The 18949-nt window shown below is 70.9% G+C and carries 19 protein-coding genes; 3 read left to right on the top strand and 16 right to left on the bottom strand.

The features are described from left to right. Positions 1-2 precede the first annotated feature (2 nt). Positions 3-341: a hypothetical protein gene (locus tag LXT21_RS13680; protein ID WP_254038590.1), complete on the bottom strand. Its 339-nt coding sequence runs from the start codon at positions 339-341 to the stop codon at positions 3-5. Positions 342-612: 271 nt separating this feature from the next. Between LXT21_RS13680 and LXT21_RS13685 the strand changes: the two genes are divergently transcribed. Continuing rightward, positions 613-1068, top strand: a complete 456-nt coding sequence (locus tag LXT21_RS13685; protein WP_254038591.1) for a hypothetical protein — start codon at positions 613-615, stop codon at positions 1066-1068. A gap of 29 nt (positions 1069-1097) precedes the next feature. On the opposite strand, the gene LXT21_RS13690 is transcribed toward LXT21_RS13685, so the two are convergent. From LXT21_RS13690 to LXT21_RS13755, 14 genes are all read right to left on the bottom strand, one after another. Continuing rightward, positions 1098-1835: a class I SAM-dependent methyltransferase gene (locus LXT21_RS13690; RefSeq protein ID WP_254038592.1), complete on the bottom strand. Its 738-nt coding sequence runs from the start codon at positions 1833-1835 to the stop codon at positions 1098-1100. Positions 1836-2410: 575 nt separating this feature from the next. Beyond that, positions 2411-2902 carry a hypothetical protein gene (locus LXT21_RS13695; RefSeq protein ID WP_254038593.1) on the bottom strand — a complete coding sequence of 164 codons (492 nt, stop codon included), beginning with the start codon at positions 2900-2902 and terminating at the stop codon, positions 2411-2413. Positions 2903-3059: 157 nt separating this feature from the next. After that, a complete protein-coding gene (locus LXT21_RS13700; RefSeq protein ID WP_254038594.1) occupies positions 3060-4064 on the bottom strand; it encodes a sulfotransferase family protein in 1005 nt (334 codons plus the stop codon). Continuing rightward, positions 4061-4267, bottom strand: coding sequence for a Nif11-like leader peptide family natural product precursor (locus tag LXT21_RS13705; protein WP_254038595.1), 207 nt, complete (start codon positions 4265-4267; stop codon positions 4061-4063). Before LXT21_RS13705 ends, LXT21_RS13700 begins: the two co-directional genes overlap by 4 nt. Continuing rightward, the gene (locus LXT21_RS13710) at positions 4257-4853 is read right to left on the bottom strand and encodes an aspartyl/asparaginyl beta-hydroxylase domain-containing protein (protein ID WP_254038596.1); all 597 of its coding nucleotides are present in this window, start codon (positions 4851-4853) and stop codon (positions 4257-4259) included. The genes LXT21_RS13705 and LXT21_RS13710 overlap by 11 nt, the downstream gene beginning before the upstream one ends. A gap of 31 nt (positions 4854-4884) precedes the next feature. Then, positions 4885-6678, bottom strand: coding sequence for a GGDEF domain-containing response regulator (locus LXT21_RS13715; RefSeq protein WP_254038597.1), 1794 nt, complete (start codon positions 6676-6678; stop codon positions 4885-4887). A gap of 87 nt (positions 6679-6765) precedes the next feature. Continuing rightward, the gene (locus tag LXT21_RS13720; RefSeq protein WP_254038598.1) at positions 6766-8193 is read right to left on the bottom strand and encodes a CHASE2 domain-containing protein; all 1428 of its coding nucleotides are present in this window, start codon (positions 8191-8193) and stop codon (positions 6766-6768) included. 10 nt (positions 8194-8203) lie between these two features. After that, complete coding sequence (locus LXT21_RS13725) at positions 8204-9376, bottom strand: FecR family protein (RefSeq protein ID WP_254038599.1); 1173 nt, start codon at positions 9374-9376, stop codon at positions 8204-8206. Then, the gene (locus LXT21_RS13730) at positions 9373-11148 is read right to left on the bottom strand and encodes an OmpA family protein (RefSeq protein ID WP_254038600.1); all 1776 of its coding nucleotides are present in this window, start codon (positions 11146-11148) and stop codon (positions 9373-9375) included. Before LXT21_RS13730 ends, LXT21_RS13725 begins: the two co-directional genes overlap by 4 nt. Positions 11149-11186: 38 nt before the next feature. After that, positions 11187-11561, bottom strand: coding sequence for a response regulator (locus LXT21_RS13735; RefSeq protein ID WP_407666992.1), 375 nt, complete (start codon positions 11559-11561; stop codon positions 11187-11189). A 110-nt stretch (positions 11562-11671) separates the two neighbouring features. Next, positions 11672-13033 (bottom strand): sigma-54-dependent transcriptional regulator, encoded by a 1362-nt coding sequence (locus LXT21_RS13740; protein WP_254038602.1) that lies wholly within the window; start codon positions 13031-13033, stop codon positions 11672-11674. After that, positions 13030-15153, bottom strand: a complete 2124-nt coding sequence (locus LXT21_RS13745; protein ID WP_254038603.1) for a PAS domain-containing sensor histidine kinase — start codon at positions 15151-15153, stop codon at positions 13030-13032. The genes LXT21_RS13740 and LXT21_RS13745 overlap by 4 nt, the downstream gene beginning before the upstream one ends. A 123-nt stretch (positions 15154-15276) precedes the next feature. After that, positions 15277-15948 carry a phosphoribosyltransferase gene (locus LXT21_RS13750; RefSeq protein ID WP_254038604.1) on the bottom strand — a complete coding sequence of 224 codons (672 nt, stop codon included), beginning with the start codon at positions 15946-15948 and terminating at the stop codon, positions 15277-15279. A 128-nt stretch (positions 15949-16076) separates the two neighbouring features. After that, on the bottom strand, positions 16077-16445 hold the full coding sequence (locus LXT21_RS13755) for a hypothetical protein (protein ID WP_254038605.1): 369 nt from the start codon (positions 16443-16445) through the stop codon (positions 16077-16079). 109 nt (positions 16446-16554) lie between these two features. Between LXT21_RS13755 and LXT21_RS13760 the strand changes: the two genes are divergently transcribed. Continuing rightward, entirely contained in the window at positions 16555-17175 is a 621-nt protein-coding gene (locus tag LXT21_RS13760; protein ID WP_254038606.1) for a hypothetical protein, read from the top strand. Positions 17176-17188: 13 nt separating this feature from the next. On the opposite strand, the gene LXT21_RS13765 is transcribed toward LXT21_RS13760, so the two are convergent. Continuing rightward, positions 17189-17449 (bottom strand): hypothetical protein, encoded by a 261-nt coding sequence (locus LXT21_RS13765; protein WP_254038607.1) that lies wholly within the window; start codon positions 17447-17449, stop codon positions 17189-17191. A gap of 144 nt (positions 17450-17593) precedes the next feature. Between LXT21_RS13765 and LXT21_RS13770 the strand changes: the two genes are divergently transcribed. Then, positions 17594-18862, top strand: a complete 1269-nt coding sequence (locus LXT21_RS13770; RefSeq protein ID WP_323394433.1) for an SRPBCC family protein — start codon at positions 17594-17596, stop codon at positions 18860-18862. The last annotated feature ends 87 nt before the right edge of the window (positions 18863-18949 follow it).

An 18949-nucleotide genomic window follows, 5' to 3' on the forward strand; every position in this document is an offset into this window, starting at 1 on the left:
GGTCAGCGTGGAATGGACTTCGAGAGCTCCCGCAGCATGGGACCGCGAGCCTGGTCCAGGTGCCGCATGAGCTCGGTTCGCTGACCCCCGTCGAGCAATCGCTGGATGCAGACGCGGAGGGTGGCGGACTGGGGCGGCTCGTCGCCGGAGGTGAAGCGCCCGCAGTGGCAGCGCGCGTCCACGCCATCGATGAGGGCCAGCGCCGACAGCTCCTGCTCTCGGTGCAGCAGCTCCTGCGTGCGTTGATCCACGGAGTCGCAACGCTGCTGGCACTCGGGCCACCACCACCAGACGGCCACGAGGCCCAGCACGATGGGCAGCAGGCCCAGCCACGCTTTCATATCGTCACACCGTGGAGGCGAGGGAAGGTGGCGCCAGTGTGCCAGTTCTCGAAGAAGCCCGCGAACAGACGCCACTCCGGGAAGGCCCTCATCCAGTGGGCCATCGGCACGGCGCTTGTCGGGTGTCCAGACTCCGGGGCTTGCCCCTCGGGGTGATGCCGTCGTCTCATCCAGGGGCCGGAAGACTCCGTCGGATTGACGGACAGGGACGCCATGGCCACCTCCTGCCCCCGCGAGCGCGATTCCGTGCTCGCGAGCGCAGGGGATTGTCATGCTCCGTTCGATGACTGTGTGGACGCTGGTGGGCCTGCTGGTGGGCTGCGGTGGGATGCCCGAAGAGGACCCGACCTTCGAGACGCAGGAGCTGCAGTCGCCGGAGGTCGCCCCTCCTCCCGCCTCGGAAGGTGAAGTCTCCCAGAGCCGGGTGACGACCATCTCCATCCGCGGCGCGACCATCTCCTACGACTCCGCAACCGACGCCTTCAGGGTCCAGGACACCCGGGCGGACGGGCACTCCGCCGTGGCGGTCGTCTACAACCACCAGACCGGAAGCACGGCGGGCTGCTGGAATTCGAACGGCTCGGGCACGACCGCGGTCTGCGACCGGAACTATCCCAGCAACCCCCTGCTCTCCATTCGCGCGTGCACGGGTGAGTCCGGTCCCAGAACGCTCGTCGCCTGCTCCGGCTGGGTGACGGTCAACGCCTTCGCTCCCGAGGCGAAGTAGCGCGACCGCCCCGGGCTCGCCACCGCCGTTCAGCGGGCCCGGAGGCAGATGAAGCCGGGGGCCTGGGACAACTCCTCGAACAGGCGAGGGTCCGCCACCTTCATGTCGTCGAGTGGCTTGGGTTCGACGACGCGGTCGAGCCTCCAGCCCGCCTCTGACAGCGCGTTCAGGATGTCGGCGAGGGGGCGGCGGTATCCCTGGACGTAAGGCTTCGGCTCACCGAAGCCGGACCAGTACATCCCGAAGCGCGTGGTGTCGAAGTAGGTCCCGTCGCCGCGACAGCGCACGTCGTTCCAGTCGCGCATCGGGTGGCCCATGGAGAACACGAGCTGCGCGTTGGGCCGTGCGACGCGGCGGAACTCGCCGAACACCGGCGCCAGGTGTCGCACGTAGTCGAGCGCGAGCGAGCACACGATGCGGTCGAAGGTCGCCGAGGCAAGCCAATCGAGTGGCGCCGACAGGTCTCCTGTCCTCACCTCCACCGGGAGCCCGACGCAGCGCGAACGGGCGAGGGTGACCATCTCCGGTGTCACGTCGAAGGCGTGGACGGTGGCGCCACCGCGCGCGAGCTTCTCGCTGCAGAAGCCCGGCCCACAGCCGGCGTCGAGCACGCGCAGCCCGGCGACCTCACCGAGCAGCGCCATCGTCGCGGGCCGTTCATAGAGCGCATTGTGCGGCTTCGTCTGCGCGAAGGTCGCGTATCGCTCCGCGAACGTCGAATACGCGGCGAGGCCGAGCGACTCGTCCGTCTCGTTCGTGTCTGCCATGCGCGGTCTCCCGGGTGAGGGGAGACCACGCTATGTCATGGGCGCTCGGTCGTCGAACGGGTTCTCCGACCGCGCTCGCCCACACCCGCTCGAGGCGAGGACGTCAATTCAACTGCTGACCACCCGCTCCTGTACGGAGAGTGCCGCGGCGTTCCATCCGCGGCGAGGTAGAAGACATCCATGTGGCCGGAGGCCTTGCTCACACCCTCCGGCGCGGAGGCTTGCTCACCGCCGAGCCACGTCCAGCCGCTCCAGCTCGCGCCGTTCCAGGTGTTGCTCCACAGCGCGTTGTCCTCGGCCTGGGCGAACACCTCCAGCAGGTTCGCTCCCCGCGGAGACCACCGTGGTCCCATTCAAATACTTCTGCACGAGGGTGTTGTTCGTGGCCCGGGCGAACACGTCGATGCGGCCGGAACCCCAGCTCACCGCCGCCGGGTCTGAGGCGATGGTGCCGCCGAGCGAGAACCAGGCGCTCCACGTAGAGCCCGTCCAAGAGGACTGCCACACCTCGTTGTCCGCGCCCCGCACGAACACGCAGCACAGGGCGTGGCCGCACGGCCGGGCGGCCGGAGCGTTCACTTCAGCGGGAGCGTGGCACCCGACATGCTCACCAGGTACTGCATGAACAGGGCTTCGGTGGCGTCAGGGTCGCGCACGTCGTAGGCGACGGCGAACCATGCCCCTGGCACGACGCTCGCGGCCACTGCCGCTGGGACTCGCCAGCGCACCTGCCAGGGGCGTGAGGCGTCCGGTGCGTGTCCTGAGCCGAGCTCGAGCTCGAGTATGTAGTGTGTCACGGGGCCGTCCGAGTCACCGTCGGACCCGACGATGGCGCAGTCGTGCACCCGTGCCCAGCACGTGGCCAGGTTCTGGAGGAGCGCCTCATGCGTCTGCTGACGCGCTGGCAGTTTGCCCTTCTCCCGCTGGATATGGACAGCCACGCCCAGCAGGACGCTCACGGAGAGCGCTGCCATCACCGCGCCGCCCAAGGACTCGCCCCCCTCCCTGAACTTCCAGATCGCGAGGCCCGCGAGGAGGGGGCCCGCCACGGCCAGCAGGGCAACCATGAAGGTCCCCATGCCGGGCGCCACGGGGGCTGGCGGAGGGTTCAGCAGGTGGGGGACAGGCCATGGCGGTGGCGCACCGGCGGGCAGTCTCTCCGGCGCGGGGGACAGCGGTTTCAAAGGGGCCATCAGGTCACTCGACCCTGCCGGTCACCGGGTGTCAACGTGTCAGGGCTCGCAGCCGCTCCGCCTCCAGCGCCTCGTACACGGGCCGCACCCACTTCCCGGCCATCTCGCGAGCTGTCGCGCTGACGGACTCGGCTTTCTGCTTCGTGTCGTCCTCGAATGGGAGCACGGGGTTCTTCGCGTCACGGGCCGCGGCCTGGGTCAGCCACTCCACCTCGAGGGCATCAGGCTCCAGCGCGAACAACTCCACGAGTCGGGACACGGCGGTGTCCTGGAGCCCCTGGTGGTTCAGCAACAGCGCGGGTGACTTCCGCGCGCGATAGCCTTCGAGTCCCGCCGAGCACAGCCTCGCGAGGACCCGCGCCCCGTACTCCTCCAATGACAGCTCGGACAACTGCTCCACGCCGAGGCCCACGCGTGCGGGCTCCAACACCCCCGGCAGCATGTGCGCGCCTCGATGCTTCTGATGCGAGGCCATGACCTCCACCGGGTCCCGATACAAGAACAGCCATGGCACGCCGGGAAACGCCCGCTCGAGCAATGGCAGTTCCAGCACGTGCCATGCATCCAGCTTGAGGAACACCGCCTGCTCCTCGGGGTTCCTCTTCTGTCCGAGTCCAGCCACCACCGCGCGCAGCCACTCGATTCGCCGCGTCTCGTCCACCCACGGGAGTCGCGAATGGATGCGCAGCACCGTGTCGATGGGGGCTGCCTCGGACAACACGATGTGCCGGGGCAGCGATGCCAGCAATTGCGCCAGCAGCGTGGAGCCACAGCGAGACATGTGGAAGACGAGCCCTCGCACGGGCAATCCCGGGCGTGTGGTCTGTCTTTCCACCAGCGTCTCCAGCGACGTCCGGTGTCGGAAGAGCAGGGGGAATGGGTGCCTCAGCCTGCGTTCCAACGTCTCGTCGAAGAACGGGTCCGTGAAGCGCTGGCTCCCCAGGTGACACCAGTCGACCCGGGGCTGCTCACCCTCGACATGCAGCCGCGCTGGTATCCACCCATCCAGGCGCGTGTCGTCCGGCGCCGGGCTCATACCCACGTCCCGAGCCACCGCTTGCGCTCCTCGCGCATCAGCTCACGAAGCTCGGCCTCCGTGAAGTGACAGCCCCGCTCCGCGCCCAACTGGATGGCGAGCGCGATGAACCCAGGCACGTCCTTCGGCCCGCGCAGCGCCTCCTGGAGCACTCCGTCCTCCAACACCCGCACCCGGAAGCGCTCGAAGTCCTCAAGCGACACGGGCGCCGCCTTCCGTGGCCCTCGCGAAGACGTCCCTCAGCCAGTCATCCACCACGCAGTCGAGCACCAGGTGCACGCGGTCCGTGTCGCCCGTGTTGTCCACGCGGTGGGGCAGGTTGAAGTTCAGGTACCAGCACTCCCCGGGCCGCATGTCCACGCGCTGGCCCGAGAGCACGAAGCTCACCTCCGGATGCGTGACGATGGGGATGTGGATGCGCACCTCGCCATCCTCGAACGCCAGGTTGTAGTCCGTGTGCTCGCGGATGTTCGCGCGGGCCGCGAGCTTCAACAGTCGCGCCGAGCCGATGGGACACTGGAACGCCTCGAGCGCCTCCCGGAACGCGGGGTGACGTCCGAGCAGCGGCGTGTCCGCGTACTCCTGCCGCGCCGTGGGGTCGGGGTAGAGGCGCCCCTCCCTCCCTCCCACCGAGCGCAACGGAACGCCGCTCCACTCGCCCTCGTAATAGCGGGTGTTGAAGTGCGGCACCCAGGCCTCCGCGGGCACGCGCGCCAGCTCCTCCTGGAGACGGCTCACGTCGAAGCGAAGAGGCAATCGCAGCCGGTCGGGCACGGAGAGCGGGGCCATGAGGCCCTGTTCTACACCGTTCCCCTGTCCCTCAGCCCGCGGTGCTCCGGGCGCGATGCTCCGCCTTCACCCGCGCCAGCGCCGCATGGGCCCTGGCGAGCGTCTGCCCCGGGTCCTCTTCACCCTCCACCGCCACGGCGACGGTGTGGACCTCGAAGGTCTCCAGCTCGGAGAGCAGGTGCTCCCGCAGCGCCTCGGTGGCTCCCGCGTCCAGCCCGGGCAGCGCCACCAGCAACGTGCCTCCCTCCCAGCGCACCGCGAAGCCCGTGGGCGCACCCACCGTCTCCAGGTGGCGCGCCACATCCCGCAGCGCCAGGTCTCCCGTGTCGAACCCGTGGCGCAGGTTGAGTTGCCCCAGTCCCACCAGGTCCACCAACAGCACGCCGCAGGGCACCCCATCCCTCCGGCATCGACCAATCTCCCGCAGCAGGCGTTCCTCGCCCGCGCGACGCTTGGCCAGCCCCGTCAGCGCATCCACCCGCAGCATCCGCTCGCGCTCCTCACGGGGCGACACGCCTCCCGGCTCCGAGAGCGTCAGGAGCTGCGCCATGCCGCCAGGGATGGGGAACGGCCGCGCCACCCACCGGATGCGCCGAGGACGGGGATGCTCCAGGGTCAGCGACAGGTGCAGCCCCCGCGACGTGTCCGACGCCAGGTCGAGCAGCGTCGAGTGCCCCGTCGGGTCCGCCGTCAGGCTGGCGACGTGCTGACGGAAGCTGTCGAAGGACCGTTTCGGGATGTCCTCCAGCGACAGCCCCAGCAGCTCCGACAGCGCGGCGTTGCCCGCGAACGGCTGTCGGCCTGGCGCCACCAGCAACGTGGCCACGTCGAGCGCTTGAATCGCTTCACGCACCTGCGTCAGCGCGGCCAGCTCCGAGCGCGAGGGCTCCTGTCTCGAGCGACCCAGATCCCGCGCCTCCGTCCTCGCCCGGGACTTCAGCTCCAGGTCTCCAGCCACGCGCCGGGCCAGCTCCCGCAGCGCCGCCATGTCCTCGGTGCCGAGCACCAGGGGCCGCGTGTCGATGACACACAGCGTGCCCAGCACCTCACCGCCCGGCGTCACCAGCGGCGCGCCCGCGTAGCTGCCGACGATGCCATCGCGCACCAGCGGGTTGTCCTTGAACACCGGGTGCCGCGTCGCGTCCGGGACGACCAGCGATTCGCGCCCCATCACCACGTGGTGACAGAAGGCCCAGTCGCGCGGCGTGCCCCGGTCCCGCGCCAGCGCGTGCGGCAGCCCCACGTGCGCCTTGAACCACTGCCGGTCCCCCAGCACCAACGTCAACAGCGCCACGGGGACGCCGAAGGCCTGCGCCACCTCCGTGACGAGCTCCTGCAGCTCCGCCTCCGGAGGTCCTTCGTCCACCAGGTGGAGCGCGTCGATGCGCGCCAGCCGCTGGTGCTCCTCGTCGGGGGCGCTCTCTCCGGGCGCGGCGGGCAGGGGACGTTGTCCCGCGAGGACCCGGCGCACGGTGTCCCGCACCGTCTCTGTCGGCGCGCGTCGGCTGAGCAGCGAGTGGATGCCGAGCGCCTCCTTGAGCTGCCACGCGCGCACCCGCAGCTCGTCGAACGCCGTCACCACCACCACCTGCGTGCCGCCCGCGTCCTGTCGCTCGCGCAGCCACGTCAGCAACGTGAAGCCATCCACGCGCGGCAAGGCCAGGTCCGTGAGCAGCAGGGCAGGGGCGCTGCGCTGGCGGACCACCTCCTGGGCCTCCGCTCCATCCCGCGCCAGGACACCCTCGAGCCCTTCCCCCGCGACGAGGGTGAGCAGGCTGGCGGCGCGGTGCGGGTCGGGCTCGGCGATGAGGGCGTAGCGGGCCATGTCTCACGGATGCTGCCACGGATGGGCCCGCACCGGTGATGGGCCCGAGCCCGCGAGGTTGTTCGGGCAACGCTGCCCGCCTGGCCGCTACCGCCCGTCACCCGGCGGCGCCGACGTCCCCGGCGCGGACTGGGGATAGCGCACGAAGAGTCGCCGCAGGGCGCCCCGCTGGCGGCCCAGCTCCTCCGCCCGGAGCGCCGAGTCCACCAGCAGCATCAACCCCAACCCCAGGCACCCGGGCACCAGCGGCAGCACCCAGCCCAGGTCCGCCGCCAGCCACCCCACCAGGGCCACGTGCAGCACGCCGAGCACCAGCGCCGTGCTCCCCACCGCTCCCAGCGTCCGGACACGGCGACAGCGCCAGCCGAAGAGCCACAGCAGGACCACCGTCTCCAGCAAGCCCACGAGCGCCACCCCGCCCGACGAGCGCATCAGCCGGTCCGCGCGGAGGTTGTCCAGCGCGAAGGCGTGGATCTCCACCCCCGGCACCGCCACCTGTCCGGGCAGCGTGCTCTGGCCGTGCAGCCCCGTCGCGGTGACGCCGACGAAGAGCGTCTTGCCCCGCAGCGCCAGGTCCAACCCCACCGAGCGCGGGTCCGCCTGGAGCACGTCCGCCAGGCTCACCCGCGGCAGCCAGTCCGGCGCGGGCAGGCGCATCAGCGGCGCCCCCTGGTCCACGCTCGCCCGGCGCAGCAGGGACTCGGACTGCTCCGGCATCAGCCTCAGCGCCGTCGCCAGCGCCAGCGAGGGCCACACCCGGCCGCCCACGTCGACGGCGAATGGATAGCGCCGGATGACGCCATCCGCGTCCACCAGCATGTTCAAGGTGCCGCTGCCGTGCGCCGCCATCCGCAGCGGGGCGATGCTGCCCGCGACGCTCCGGGCCTGGAGCCGCAGCCGGTCCACGGGCATCGGCACCGAATCGGCGGCCGCCGTGTCCTCCAGCGGCGACATCATCGAGACCTCGTCCATCAACGCCGCGGCGCCCAGGATGACGGCGCCGTTCTCCCCAATCGCCTCCGCCAGCCGCGCGTCGCCATCCTGCTTGCGCAGCCGGTCCTCCAGGTCCGCCACCAGCGCCGCGCCCGAGGGCTGCTCGGCGAGCCCCGACTCCCGCAGCGCCGCCAGCACGTCCTCGCCCAGCTCCAACGCGTCGCGAGCGCCTGGCTGGTCGAACACCACGTCCACCGCCACCGCCGCCGGGCGCTGGGCCGCCAGGGCCTTGAAGGCCCGCGCCCAGGTGGCCCGGGACAAGGGCCAGCGCTCACCCAGCGCCATCAGCGCCCGGTCATCCACCTCCACCAACACCAGGTCCGCGCTGCGGGGGACTCCCGGCAAGAGCCGGCTGACGACCTGGTCATAGAGCGAGCGCTCCAGGGGCCCCGGCGCCCCGCCCGTCGCCACCGTCACGCACGCCAGCGCCACGCCCACCCCCGCCGCCACCAGGCGAAGCAGTCCCGGAGAAGGGCGGGGAAGCCAGGGGCCTCGCGGTGGTGGATCGGGGCTCGGGGTCATTCCTCTCGTCTCAGGGCCTCAGGTCGAACGCGTAGATCTTCGAAGGGAAGCCCATGAAGTCGTCCTTGTCCACCGGCAACACGCGCCAGAACCACTTGCCCGTGTGCTCCGCGGGCACCGGCAGCACAAGCCCGGTGACCTCGTGAGTCCTCACGCCCGCGGCGAAGTCCGCCGTCCGCGCGAGCTCCACCCGGTAGCTCTTCGCCTCCTTCACCTCGAACCACTTCAGCGTGGGCGGCGTGGCGAACGTCCCGCCACGAGGCCCCTCGAGACGCGGCGCGGCGAGCAGCGCGCGGGGCGCCTCGGGCGGGACCCCCGGCAGCACCCGCGAGCCCTGGCCCGCGCCCACGTCGACCTCGGCCCCCTGCGCGCCGAGCGCCACCTTGCCCTCGAGCGTCTCCAGGCGACTGGCGCCATCGTCACGCGCCGTCACGCGGAACTGCGTGCCGCGCACACCGGCCACCGCGCCGCGCGTGCGCACCTCGAACACGGAGCCCTCGCCCCCGGGCGCGGCCACCGTCTCCACCGAGCCCTTCATCAGCTCCAGCCGGACCACGCGCGAGCCCTGGGCGCTCAGCTCCAGGGTGCCCAGGCGCAGGAGGCTCGCGGGCTGCACGCGCACCCGGCTCGCGTCCGCCAGCTCCAGCTCCGCGCTCGCGTCGCCGGCCGTCTGGAACAGCTCGCCCGTGTGGAGCGAGTCACCGACGGCGCGCGGCTGCAGCGCGTCCTCCGTGGCGCCCGCGGAGATGCTTCCACCCGCCGCGCGCACCCGGGCCACCCGGGGCTGCGCGGGGCGCTCGACGTAGGCGAGCTGGAGCTGTCCCGGCTGTCCCGGCACCGCGGGAGGCGCCACCACGGACACGCGCGTCTGGGGTACGCCCGCCGCCACCAGCACCTGCGCGGCCGCCTTCGCCACCGCGAGGCCCTTGCCCCCCAACCGCTCCGCGTCCGGCAACCTCGCGGCCACCGTCACCGAGCGGATGGCGGGACGGGCCACGAGCGCCTGTCCCACGTGCTTCAGGCACTGCTCCGTCTCGGGCCCCTGGGGCGCGAGCGGACGGCCCAGCTCCACGCGACCGTTGTTGAAGCGCAGGCCCCCGCACGGGTCCGCGCTCTGCGACTGCGCATGGACGGGGCCACCCGCCAGCGCCAGCACCATCAGCCAGGATGTGGTCCGACTCACGGCGTCGCCTCCTTCGCCGAGGGCTCGGCGACCTTCACGATGTTGAACTCGACGCGGCGGTTGTTCTCGCGTCCCTTGGCCGTCTTGTTGGTGTCCACCGGCTTCGTCTCGCCGAAGCCCACCGCCTCCAGTCGCTCCGGAGCGATGCCGGCCTTCACCAGGAAGGCCTTCACCTTGTTGGCGCGGCGCTGTGACAGGTTCAGGTTCTTCGCGTCCGCGCCCTGGCTGTCCGTGTGTCCCTCCACGCGCACCACCTCGAGCTGCGGGTTGGCCTTCAGCACCGAGGCCACCTGCGTGAGCAGACCGTACGACTTGCGCAGGATGACGTCCTTGCTCGTGGCGAAGTAGACCTTGTCCAGGATGACGATGCGCGAGCCCTCCAGGCGCACGCTCGACTTGCCCTGGTCGGGGCAGCCGTCCTCGTCCTTCACGCCGTTGATGGTCTCCGCCTCCAGCGGGCACTGGTCCACGGTGTCGGGGATGCCGTCCTTGTCGTTGTCCGGGTCCGGGCAGCCGTCCGCGTCCTCGAAGCCGTCCAGGTCCTCGGGCTCGTTCGGGCAGCGGTCCTCGCTGTCGATGATGCCGTCCTTGTCCGTGTCCACGGGCGCGGGGGCCAGCGTCAAGGGCGCGGTCGCTTCGGGGGACGCGCCGTCCGCGGGCGCGTGCTCGTTGGGCGAGTCGGGGCAGCCGTCCTCGTCCTGGTAGCCGTTGTAGGTCTCCGGCTCGCCGGGGCACACGTCCGGTCCGTCGAGGATGCCGTCGTTGTCGTCGTCCGGGTCCAGGCAGTTGTCGTCGTCCTGGAAGCCGTCGTAGTCCTCGGGGCCGAGCGCACACGGAGGCGCCGACGAAGCGGCGGTTTTGGGCGCGGCCGACGAGGCGGTCCAGCTCAGCCCGGCCAACACGCGGAAGCGCGGGGTGCCGTAGCCCCGGGTGAGGCCTGGGCCCGCGCCCACGTGGGCCGCGAGCTCACGGGTGAAGCGGTACTTCAGCGCGCCGAGCGCCTCCAGGGGGCGCTCCTCCGTGTTCGTCTCCTTCAACCCCAGCGCGCCCGCGAGCGTCGCGGCCACCGACAGCTTCTCGCTGAGCGGGACCTCGGCGCCGATGCCGTATGCGAACTCGTTGCCCACGCGCAGGTTGCGCAGCCGCTCCTCGCCGCGCAGGTTCACGCCCACGTTGGCCAGCAGGCGCACATGCGGGTTGGCCCACTCGGCGAGCAGCCTCGGCTGGAAGGTGAGCCCGTCGGCGCCCAGGAACTCGTCGCCGCCCGAGGTGGGAATCGTCACGGACGCGGCCACCGCCAGGTGCAGGCCGCCCTCCGTCGAGAGCAAGCGCGCCTTGGGGACCAGCCGCAGGTCACCGAGTCCTGTCGCATCCACCCCCTGTGCGAGCGAGGGGGCGACCTCGCCCGCGGGCTGGGACGTGGTGGTGGAGATGGGCAGCGCCACGCCAATCTCCAACCAGTCGAACAGGGCCAGCGCGCCCATCACATCCACGGTGAGCTGGCTGTCGACGATGCGATAGACGTACGCGTCCCGTCGTGGATCGAACAGGTTGAGCGGGTCATCCGCGTAATTGACGGACAGCCCCAGGTTCCAATCCAGGTGCTTGCCCACGCGGGCGCCCTGCAGGCCCAGCAAGTCGTAGGCGCCCGGGCCGGGCTTGTACTGCTGGACGTCGATGGCCTGGGAGGCCTGGATTTGGGCTTGGGCGCCACTGGCCATCAACAACGCCAGCGCGAACCACGCCCCGAGGCGGGTGGGAGAAAGATGCACTCTCATGCTCCGACGGTGCCAGAAGGGCACCTGTCACATCAACGTGCTGCCAGTAGTTGCGACACGTGTTGTGCCAGGGAAGGCAGGGGTTGCGGCTTGGGCAACACCAGGTCCACCCCCAGGTCGCGTGCTCGAGCGGTCAACTCGGGCGACGCGAAGGCAGTCAACAGCACCACGCGTGTCGTCGGGGTGAAGCGGCGCACGAAGTCCGCCAGCACCAACCCTTCCTCGGATTGTGTCCCGCTCAGGCGCAAGTCACTGATGACCAGGTCGTAGCGGCCCGTCGTCATCAGCCCCAGCGCCTCATCGAGCGCCTGCGCCGAGTCCACGCGGTAGCCCGCCCCCGAGAAGAACTGCCCCAGCACCCAGCACAGGGTGGATTCGTCATCGACGATGAGGATGTTCTGAGACACGAAGTCGGCGCACAGCAAGCCTGGGGCCAACCCTACTCATCCCCCCCGCGACACGACTTTCCCGACACTTGCGGGCTCTCGCCCGGCGCCCCGCCCACCTTGCGTCCGGATCATGGATCCGATTTCTGGAATCCAGACCGATTGATTCCCAAACGCTTCAGGCGCTCGTAGAGCGAGGAGCGGGGAATTCCGAGGCGGACGGCGGCGCGCTCGACGTGGCCGTTCTCCCGGCGCAGCACGCGCTCGATGTGGCGGCGCTCGAGCTCCTCGAGGGTGAGGTCGTCCTCGGTGGTGGGCTCGTCGGGGGAGGACTCGAAGCGCAAGTCCCCGCGGGACAGGGCGCCGCCGCCGGAGAGCAGCACGGCGCGCTCCAGGACGTTGCGCAGCTCGCGGATGTTGCCGGGCCACGCGTAGCGCATCAGGGCCGTCTCGGCGTCCGGCTGGAGGCCCACGCCGCCGCGTCCGCGCGCGCCGCCCATCTCCGCGAGGAAGTTCCGGGCCAGCACGGGGATGTCCTCGGGGCGCTCGCGCAGGGCGGGCACGTGGAGGATGAGGGTGCTGACGCGGAAGTACAAATCACTGCGGAAGCGCTTCTCGCGGGTGGCGGTGCCCAGGTCCTGATGCGTGGCGGCGATGAGGCGCACGTCGACGCGCCTGTCCCGCACGTCACCGAGCCTGCGGAAGCGCTTCTCCTCCAGGACCTTGAGGAGCTTGGGCTGGACGGTGAGGTCCATGTCGCCAATCTCGTCGAGGAAGAGGGTGCCCCGGTCGGCGACCTCCAGGAGGCCCTGCTTGTTGGCGACCGCGCCGGTGAAGGCGCCCTTCTCGTGGCCGAACAGCTCCGAGTCGAGCAGGTCGCGCGACAAGGCCGCGCAATTGAGGTCCACGAACGGGGCGTCGGCGCGAGGGCCACCTTCGTGCAGCCAGCGCGCGAGCACGCTCTTGCCGCTGCCCGTCTCACCGGTGACGAGCACCGGGCTGTCGCTGTGCTGCATGCGCTCGGCCTCGGCGCGCAGGTTCTGGATGGCGGTGCTGGTGCCCAGGAACGGGTCCACGGAGGCGCGCGCGGTGCGCGACAGGTCCGCGCGCAGGCGCTGACGCTCGCGGCGCTGGGCGACCAGGCGCTCCAGCACGACCTTGAGGACGGCGAGCTCCACGGGCTTGGTGAGGAACTGCTCGGCGCCTTCCTTCACGGCCTGCACGGCCAGCTCGATGGAGCCGTGGCCGGTGAGGACGACCAGGGGCACGGCCGCGTCGATCTCCTTCAGGCGCGGGAGCAGCTCCAGGGCGGTGCCGTCCGTGAGGCGGTAGTCCACCACGGCCACGTCGGGGCGGTGCGTGCGGAAGACCTCCTGGGCCTCGGCGAGGCTCTGGGCTTCGTCCACGTCGAAGCCGTGGGCGGTGAGGTAGCCCCTCATGCCCAGTCGGACGCCGGGCTCGTCGTCCACGAGGAGGATGCGGGTACGGGTCATGAGGCGAGCGAGTCTAGAGGCATGGCGGCCGGAGGCGAGGAAACCGCTGGTAGCAGCAGGGTGACCTCGGCGCCACCCTCGGGGTGATTTCCCAGGCGGATGGTGCCCTGGTGCTCTTCGAGGATTCTCTGGACGATGGACAAGCCCAGGCCGGTGCCGCCCCGGCGCTTGCTGAAGAAGGGCTCGAAGACGTGGGGCAGGTCCTCCTCGCGGAAGCCCGGGCCTCCGTCGCGCACGGTGCAGCGCACCCAGGCGCGGCCCTCCTCCTCGAGCACCGCGGTGGACACGCGCACGGTGGCCCCCGCGGGCGAGTGCTGCACGGCGTTCTCCAGCACATTGCGGAAGACGTGGAACAGCCGGCGCGAGTCCATGCGCACTGGTGGCAAGGACTCGGTGAGCAGCGGCGTCACGGCCACGCGGGCCTGCTCGCCGGTGAGGGCGCACGCGGCCAGGGCCTCCTCGACGACGGGGTGCACGGGGCCCTCCACCCATTCGCCGCGCGTGGGCCGGCCGTACTCGAACAGCTCCTGGGTGAGGTGGTTGAGGCGGCGCACCTCGCCGCGCAGGACGTCCATGTACGGGGCCAGGTCCGGGCGCTGGCCCACGGTGGCCTCCACCGCGTCCACCACGGCGGAGATGGAGAAGAGGGGGTTGCGGACCTCGTGCGCCACGCCGGCGACGATGGCGCCCATCACGGCCATGGTCTCACTGCGGCGCAGGCTGGCCTGCAGCTCGAGCAGCCGCGTGACTTCGGTGGCGACGAGGATGATGCGCGAGTCGTCGCCTCCGGCCTCATCCACCCACGCGGCGGACAGCTCCCAGGTGCGGCGAGAGCGCGGGTCGGTGACTTCGCGGGTGATGGTTCCGTGGGTGCGGCGCAGCTCGTCGATGAGGGGCGGAGTGCTGGACCAGGGCGGCATGCTGGCCGCGGTGGACAGGGGCTGTCCGGAGGGGTCCAGGCCGCCGAACAGCGCGCAGGCCGGGGCGTTGAGGCGGTGGATGACGCCGTCCGCGCCGAGCACGAGGAGGGGGGCGGCGACGGCGTCGAAGGTGCGGGTCCACTCCTGGGCGGAGCGGCGGAAGCTGTCGTGGAGGCGCTGGCGCAGCTCGTCCGCGAGGTAGCGGTCGGTGATGTCGGTGACGACGCAGCCGAGGTGGAGCTCGCCCTGGGCGTCGCGGGCGGAGACCGCGGCGCGGCTTCGGACCCAGCGCACGCGGCCGTCGGCGCAGATGAGGCGGTGCTCCAGCTCCACCTCGGAGCCGGGGGCGAGCGACTCGATGCGGGTGCGGTAGCGGGCGCGGTCGTCGGGGTGGATCATCTCCGCCCAGAGGCGGGGCGGGCCGCCGCCGGGGGAGGGCTCGACGAAGGCGGAGGCGGGGTAGCCGGTGGTGCGCTCGATGACGGGAGTGCAGTAGAAGTCGCGCAGCCTGCCATCGCGCAGCTTGCCGCCCCAGAGGTAGTCGGGCAGGGAGCGCGTGAGGACATCGAGGCGGCCTTCGTGCTCCTGGAGGGATTGCTCGGCGCGCATGCGCTCGGTGAGCTCGGAGAGCGAGGCGATGACGCCGAGGACTTCGCCGCCGGCGCCGCGCACGCGGGAGTAGCTGCCGAACCAGAAGCGGGGCTCGCCGGGCGCGGCGGGCGTTTCGACCTCGAGGCAGGTGTCCTGGACGGGGGCGTCGGTGCCGAGGGCGCGCTCGAGGCGTGGGGCGAGGAGTCGACCCAGCTCGGGCATGACCTCGGTGACGTGGCGGCCCAGGTGTCCCCCCGCGGGCAGGCCGTTCATGGCGGCGAGCGCGGTGTTGACGTGGATGTAGCGCAGGTTTCGGTCGAAGAAGGCGAAGCCCACGGGGGTGACGTCCATGAGGGCGTCGCGCAGGGCGCTGGAGTCACCGGCGCTGCGCAGGGCGGCGTCGCGTTCTCGGCGGGTGCGCTCACGGGCGTGGGCGAGGAGGAGGGCGGGGACACCCGCGCAGGTGAGGACGAGCGCGGAGGTGGCGAGGATGCGGGGCAGCGGATGGGCCGCGTCCGCGCTGGTCCAGGCCCATTCGATGAGGGCGGCGAGCGCGGCGGCGGTGAGGGCGGCCAGGAGCATCTGACTGCGTGAGGGGAACTCGTGCATGGGGGCGTGGGCCGCGCGAGCCTACCTGGAATCCAGGGGCGCGCCGTGCATCGAGGCCCAGGGACGGGTGCTCTCGTCGTCTGGTGGGCAAGGGGGCGGGTCGAGGGTGCGCCGCGGGGTGGCTCAGACTCCAGGCTGCAGTGCGGCTTCGTCGGCCGAGCGAGCGAGGAGGTCCTGGACCTCTTCGTCGGACGTCTGGTCGAAGTGCCGGTACCACAGGCCCACGGCGTCGAAGGGCTTCGGGGTCCGGGCGCACACCATCTCATCGACGAGGGGGGCCAGGGCGTCGCAGGTATCGGAAGGGGCGACGGGGACGGCGACGGTGATGCGGGAAGGGTGTTGCAGACGCAGGGCGGCGACGGCGGCGCGCATGGTGGAGCCGGTGGCGAGGCCGTCGTCGATGAGGATGACGTCGCATCCACGGACGTCGAGCGCGGGGCGGCCCTGTCGGTAGCTGACTTCGCGACGCTGGAGTTCGCGCGTCTCCTGCGCGGTGACGGCGTCGAGCTGTGCGGAGGTGATGCCGAGCTCGTCGATGACCTCGGGGTTGAGGACGCGCGTGCCGCCCGTGGCGATGGCGCCCATCGCGAGCTCCTCGTGGCCGGGCGTGCCCAGCTTGCGGACGATGAAGACGTCCAGCGGGGCGCCGAGCGCGCGGGCGACTTCGTAGGCGACGGGGACGCCGCCGCGTGGGAGCGCGAGCACACGGGTGTCGGGACGGTGGGCGTGACGGATGAGCAGCCGCGCGAGGGCCCGGCCTGCCGTGGAGCGATCCTGGAACGCGGGCCCTTTCATGCGTGGCTCCTTGGCACGTGCGTCGGGCACCTGCCTCCAGGTCTCAACGTGGGCATGAAGGCCATGGCTGTGAACGGTCGAGGACCTCGGATTCATGCCCCCTGCTCCGGGAGCGGCGGCGTGGCTCCTCACGGCGGACTGACCCGGATGATCTGCGTGCAAGTCGATGAAGGGCGTTCGGTCTGCTCACGCTTGAAGGTCATTCCCAGGGGAAGCACGAGGAGCGTGAGGACGATGAGCATCAGCGCTATCCGAGCGGGGGGCGCGTCATCGGAGGACAAGCCATCGAGCGCGCAGGCCACTGTCGCCAGGAGGAGCGGAATCATGAAGACCAGCAGGACGATGGTGTAGCGAAGGGTCGACGTATCCGTGCACAGACTCGAGATCACGGCGATGACCAGGCAGAACTGCCCGAGGCGTTTGCTGCGCAGTGCGTTCTCACGGAGGGCTCGTTGATGCGTGTCAGGGGGCATGCAGGGCTGATTGGCAAACCGCATGCCCGCGCCCATTCAGAGGGAGCCCTGCGAGTGACGCGTGTTCCTGACAACGGTGTTGCCACCGGGTGTCACCGTTGATGACACTGTTCGAAGGGATTGAAGGGCACCCATGACGACTCTGCACAACCGAGGTCTTTGGCCTCATGAGGTCATCAGAACCCGTACGAAGATGTTCCTCGAGGGGGCGGATGGATGCGGGCAGGCCGAGGCATTGCTTCGGATGGCTGTCGAGAGCATGGCTACCACCGGTGATGGTCCCGAGCGGCTACCCGTCGTGCTTCGGAGCTGGCCAGGCCCCGTGTTCGAGATGACCTGTCCCTGGCAGTTTGCTCCGTCGGGGTTTCTGAGCTGTCCAGGCTCATCACTCGCCTTCATCGACATGAGGATGCTGACGCTGCCTGTTGGCGGACCGCCGACCTGGGCGCTCATCCAGGCTCCAGGCGTGATCCTCAACGCGCTGTCCTCGCGAGTCCTCCTGCAGACCTCGAGCAGCGATGCGCGCCGGGAGAGTCACTACTCCCGAGGCGGCCTCATCTCACCCTCACAGGATTCGAGGACGGGTCCGTCGAACGGCTCACGCGTCGTGTTCGAACTGGACCCACTCTTCTTCAATGAAGCCGCGAGAGCACATGCACACTCGGATGAAGTGCTCGACGCGCTCGCGGCCCGGTTCCCCTGGCTGACCATCGCCCAGCGCGCATCGGATGTGCGCGCGGGCGACCCGTGGTAGCCGAAGAGCGGCTCTACGCGATGATGTTCGGCTTGCCCGGTTGCCCGGGAAGCGGCGGGTCATGAATCCCCGGCGGCGAGATGTCCGGTGGCAGGGGAGGCTCGATCTCCGGCGGCTGCTTGCGCGGCGGCTCCTCGGCGGGCGGCTGCCGGAAGGGCGGCTCCTGCTGAGGGTGCCGAGGGTCCGGCTCCTTGACCGGCGCGTTGGGCTCGGGCTCGGGAGGCAGGGGCGTCGGGTGCGGCGTCCCAGGAATCGGCGGCTGCTGCGTGGGCATTCTTGCGGCGCTCCTTGAAGGGATTCGGTCCGTCTGCCCGCTCAAGGTGTGCACGCCCGGCCATGCGGGCACCTTCCCGCACACACTCACGCGCAGCACCCAGGCACTCGTGCCCGTCACGAGCGGCGGCCGTGCCCTCGGGGCGTGGCTCGGACGTCCCGTGGCTGCTGCACCGCGCCACGTCCGCCTTCAGTTTCTCCCGATGGGACTTATCGACAACCCAACAGGAGGCACTTCATGAAGGCAGCCATTTGGGGGCTCGGGGGACTGGGGCTGGGCGTGGGGCTGATGTACTGGAGCGATCCACGCAGCGGTCGCTGGCGCAGGTCTCATCTGCAGGGCAGGGCCGTGCACGCCGCCCACGAGGCCGGCTCCGCGGTCGATGTCGTCCGCCGCGACCTGGCCCAGCGCTCACGCGGCCTGTTCTTCGAGTCCGTCAGCCGCTTCCGCTCGGAGACCGTCGACGACGTCACGCTCACCGAGCGCGTCCGCGCGGCCCTCGGCCGGGTCTGCTCGCATCCGGGCTCCGTGAAGGTGTCCGCCAGGGACGGCATCGTCACGCTCGAGGGCTCCATCCTGCTCGAGGAGCTCAAGCGCGCCGTGCCCGCCCTGGGCCGCGTCCGTGGCGTGCGTGGCGTGGACAACCGACTGCTTCCCTTCGCCCAGTCGGGCCGTCAATCCGAGCTCCAGGGCGGCATCGCGCGGCGACGCCCCTTCGGCTCCAAGCACTGGTCCCCCTCGTCACGCTTCTTCGGCGCGCTCGGAGGCATCTCCCTCGCATCCTGGGCGCTCCAGCGACGCGGTGTCCTGGGCTCGTTGCTGGGACTCGGTGGCGCGGTGCTCGGCATCCGCGCGCTCAGCAACCTGGAACTGCGCCGGCTCACGGGCATCGGCGTGGGACCCCGCGCCATCACGCTGCACAAGGACATCACCGTGAACGCGCCCGTGGAGGAGGTCTTCGCCTTCTGGGACGCGATGCAGAACTTCCCGCGCTTCATGACCCACGTGGACGAGGTGCGCGTCGACGAGCGCGGTCGCTCGTACTGGAAGGTCCGCGGCCCCGCCGGCCTCCACTTCGAATGGGAAGCCATCGTCACAAGGCGCGTCCCCCATCAGCTCCTCGCCTGGAAGAGCGTGAAGGGCACCTCGGTGGAGAACGCCGGCGTCATCCACTTCGAGCCGACCGCGAAGGGCGGCACCCGCGTGGACATCCGCCTGTCGTACAACCCGCCCGCCGGCGCCATCGGCCACGCCTTCGCCCGCCTGCTGGGCGTGGACCCCAAGCGGCAGATGGACGACGACCTCTTGCGCTTCAAGTCCCTGCTCGAGCGCGGCAAGGCCACGGGCCACGAGACGGTGACGCGCGAGTCCCTCGCTCCGAACCGGAGCGGGCGCACCTCGCTGATGCACTGAGGCGACGCCGTCACCCATCCACGCAGGATTTGCGCGCCCAGGGACACGAATCCCGAGGCGCGCATTTCTTGCGCGTCGCCGGGTCGC

It is taken from the genome of Myxococcus guangdongensis (assembly GCF_024198255.1).
In the GTDB taxonomy this organism is placed as follows: domain Bacteria; phylum Myxococcota; class Myxococcia; order Myxococcales; family Myxococcaceae; genus Myxococcus; species Myxococcus guangdongensis.